At 63.4% G+C, this 2,062-nt stretch carries 2 protein-coding genes and 1 pseudogene; all 3 read right to left on the reverse strand.

Going from position 1 to position 2,062, the window contains the following annotated elements; genetic code table 11:
• Positions 1 to 686: pseudogene (locus AC1DX0_RS35080) on the reverse strand (hypothetical protein); the annotation flags it as partial.
• 154 nt (positions 687 to 840) lie between these two features.
• Complete coding sequence (locus tag AC1DX0_RS35085) at positions 841 to 1,206, reverse strand: MmcQ/YjbR family DNA-binding protein (protein ID WP_477224555.1); 366 nt, start codon at positions 1,204 to 1,206, stop codon at positions 841 to 843.
• A gap of 62 nt (positions 1,207 to 1,268) precedes the next feature.
• The coding region (locus AC1DX0_RS35090) for an AAA family ATPase (protein ID WP_477359005.1) at positions 1,269 to 2,062 on the reverse strand (794 nt) is incomplete at its 5' end.

Consider the following 2,062-nt stretch of genomic DNA (forward strand, 5'->3'; position numbering starts at 1 on the left):
GCACCGCCCCTGTCGAGGAGGACCTGCAGTGCCGCGACATCCTGGCGAGCTCCCAGCGATAGCGACGGATCGACGGCGGCCTTGCCACCGGTGTCCGGCGGCTGCGTTTCCGGATTGGCCTGCTGCACGTCTGGCTGCGCCGGATCGATCGAGGCCTCGTTGAGCGGCTGGCGCTTGATGGTGCCTGGTTTTGCCGGCTGCGGCGCATCGGGATAGTTGTTGTCGTAATTGCCGTCGTCCTGCGGCGCCGGCGGATAGGCCTCGACCGAATTGTCACTATTGGGATCGTATTCGTCGGCCGGCGGTGGGATGACCCTGCCTTCCTCTTCCAACTGCTTGCGGCGGAACCGCGCCATGTCTTCCGGATCGTCGAGATAGTAGCGATCATCGTCGGCGGGAGCCCGGCCCAACTCGCGCAGCCTTGTTTCGCGGCGCAGTGCGCGCCGGTCAAGCCGTGTCTGCGGCGGCTGGATGGCGATGACCTTGCCGGTATCGGCATCGACGATCACGCGGTTGCCGCGGGCGTCGTAGTAGATGTCCAGATTTCCGTCCTGGGCGACGAGAATGCCGCCATCACTGGCAGCGCGGGCAACTCTTGGTGCGTTGTCCTGTGTCGGCGCGGCAAGCGCGGCAGAAGACACAAGCCCGGCGGCAAGCGCCGAAAGGGCAAAGATCGTGCGGAACATCGTGGCCAAACTCTCCGGTCCGTAATTGCCGCCGCCCGGCAGTGGTGTCCCTGTAAGGCGAACCCCTTCGCCAACAAACCAGTTACCCACCATATGGTTCCAACATGAACCGGGCATGAAGATGGCGGTTTTCCGGCGTATCGACGAATATTAGCTAGCTTCCGGCGAGCCCCAATTCCTTGCGCGCCTGCTTGGTCAGCTTCAGGGCGACAAGGCGGTGGCTCTCGCGCAGATAGTCCTTCAACGCACCATCATCCATGCTCTGGCTTGTCCGACGCTGGATCCATGTCATGCCGCGCGAGGCAAGGTATGGCGCGGGCCGCAAGCCCGGCTGCTCCTTCAGCACATCATAGGCGATGTCGGAACATTTGAAGGTGACGAAGAGCTGCTGGCCCTGGTCCCAGCCGCCGATCGCAAACATCTTGGCCCCGACCTTCCAGACATGGGCGCCGCCCCACTGGACAACATAGTTTGTCGCGGGCAGCGAGGCGCAGAAGCTGTTGTAGTCGTCCAGCGTCATCCGCGCCCCCATCAATATGGAATGAAAACGCCGCGCGTCCAGCCTGGACGCGCGGCGTTGGATCAGGCCGCCGCTTCGGTCGCGACGACTGTCGGCTTCGAGCGGAAGTTCAGCCGGTCGGAACCGGACGTGACCTTGACAGTCGAGCCGTCGAGAATCTCGCCGAGCAGGATCTTCTCCGCCAGCGGGTCCTGCAGTTCTTTCTGCATCTGCCGCTTCAACGGCCGCGCGCCATAAGCCGGGTCGTAGCCCTTGGCCGCCAGCCACTCGATCGCCTCGTGATCCAGCGACAATGTGATCTTGCGATCGGCAAGCAGGCTTTCCAGCCGCTTGAGCTGGATCTCGACAATGCGGTCCATGTCTTTGCGGCGCAGCCGGTGGAACAGGATCACCTCGTCGACGCGGTTGAGGAACTCGGGCCGGAACGACGCCTTGACCACATTCATCACCTCGTCGCGCACGGCGTCGACATCCTGGTCCTCGCCGAGATTGACCAGATATTCGGCGCCGAGGTTCGACGTCATGATGATCAGCGTGTTGCGGAAATCGACCGTGCGGCCCTGGCCGTCGGTCAGACGGCCGTCATCGAGCACCTGCAGCAGCACGTTGAAGACATCGGGATGTGCCTTCTCGATCTCATCGAACAGCACGACCTGATAGGGCCGGCGCCGCACCGCTTCGGTCAGCGCGCCGCCCTCCTCATAGCCGACATAGCCGGGAGGCGCACCGATCAGCCGGGAAACCGAGTGCTTCTCCATGAACTCCGACATGTCGATGCGCACCATGGCGCTGTCGTCGTCGAACAGGAAGCTTGCCAGCGCCTTGGTCAGTTCGGTCTTGCCGACGCCCGTCGGTC

The sequence above is a fragment of the Mesorhizobium sp. P3_A9 genome, from assembly GCF_056402975.1.